Here is a 1,380-nt window from a genome sequence, read left to right as displayed (position 1 = left end):
CGGGCTCGCGTTCGAGTTTAGGCCGCTAAATGAGCATCACTCGCCTGTTTTTAACGCAGTTATGCCGACGCGCAGCAGATCGTAGACAGGCTCTTACATCTGCTCGGCAGACTTGTCGGTGGGACTGGCGATCAGCTTCTTGAGCGTGTCGCTCATCGGGAATTCGAGGTTCAGGCCCTTCGGCGGCACCGGCTGGGTGAACCACTTGGCGTAGATGTCGTTGATCTGCCCGGAAGCGAAGGTGTCGGCGATGGCCTTGTCGACCACCTGTTTGAAGGCCGGGTCGTCCTTGCGCACCATGCAGCCGTAGATCTCGTAGGACTGCGGGGTACCCAGCACGTCCCAGTCGGCCGGGTTGCGCGCCTTGGCCATTTCGCCGTAGAGCAGCGCGTCGTCCATCATGAAGGCCACCGCACGGCCGGATTCGAGCATCAGGAAGGACTCGCCGTGGTCCTTGGCCGAGATGATGTTCATGCCCATCTTCTTCTCGGCGTTCATCGCCTTGAGCAGGCGCTCGGAGGTGGTGCCGGCGGTGGTCACCACGTTCTTGCCCTTGAGGTCGGCGAAGTCGCTGACGCCCGAGGTCTTCCTGGTCAGCAGGCGGGTGCCGACTTCGAAGATGCCGAGGGAGAAGTCCACCTGCTTCTGCCGCTCCAGGTTGTTGGTGGTGGAGCCGCACTCGATGTCCACGGTGCCGTTCTGCACCAGCGGGATGCGGGTCTGCGAGGTGACCAGGTTGTAGCGCACCTTCAGCTCGGGCAGGCCCAGGCGCTGCTTGACCGCGTCCACCACCTTCAGCTGCAGGTCGTGGGAATAGCCCACCGGCTGGCGCGGGTCGTCGGCCAGGTAGGAGAAGGGAATGGAGGCGTCACGGTGACCGAGGACGATGGTGCCGGAGTCCTTGATCTTCTTCAGGGTGCCGGTGAGTTCCTCGGCCAGGGCGGGAGTGGCGAACAGGGCGGCGACGATGGCCACGCCCAGCACACGGGGTGCGATACGCATTGGGATGCTTCCTCGACTTGTTCTGGTTGTTGTCGATCCTGCGGCAGGCGTACCCGATGGCTGGCCCTCCTGGCGGCCGGCGGGCAAGCGCGGCGCTGCCGCATGCTCACGCAAAGGCCTGGAGCAGGGACCGTGCCAGCTCCTCCGGTTTTATTTAAGTAATTGATTTATATCAATTTTATTGGCGAAAGCCGGCGTCATTGGCGACGCTGGCGTTCGGACTTCCGGATAGGCGCCGGTTGCGCATTCGGTTTTCCGAACGCGCCGGCTCCCCTTGTAGGAGCGCGCCATGCGCGCGAATCGCGGGCAGGGCCCGCTCCTACCAAGCACACCCCTGCGGGGATCCAGAGTCTCTGGGCTCCCGCGTTCGCGGGAGTG

Annotated in this window: 1 protein-coding gene; it reads right to left on the bottom strand. The window is 63.6% G+C overall.

Annotated features, from left to right (window positions below):
- Nucleotides 1-93: 93 nt before the first annotated feature.
- A complete protein-coding gene (locus P3W75_RS06550) occupies nucleotides 94-1,002 on the bottom strand; it encodes a glutamate/aspartate ABC transporter substrate-binding protein (protein WP_276226554.1) in 909 nt (302 codons plus the stop codon).
- Nucleotides 1,003-1,380 lie beyond the last annotated feature (378 nt).

It is taken from the genome of Pseudomonas citronellolis (assembly GCF_029335315.1).
Taxonomy (GTDB): Bacteria; Pseudomonadota; Gammaproteobacteria; order Pseudomonadales; family Pseudomonadaceae; genus Pseudomonas; species Pseudomonas citronellolis_A.
The sequence above is the reverse complement of the archived record's forward strand: the minus strand, read 5'-3'. Positions and strand labels throughout refer to the sequence as shown.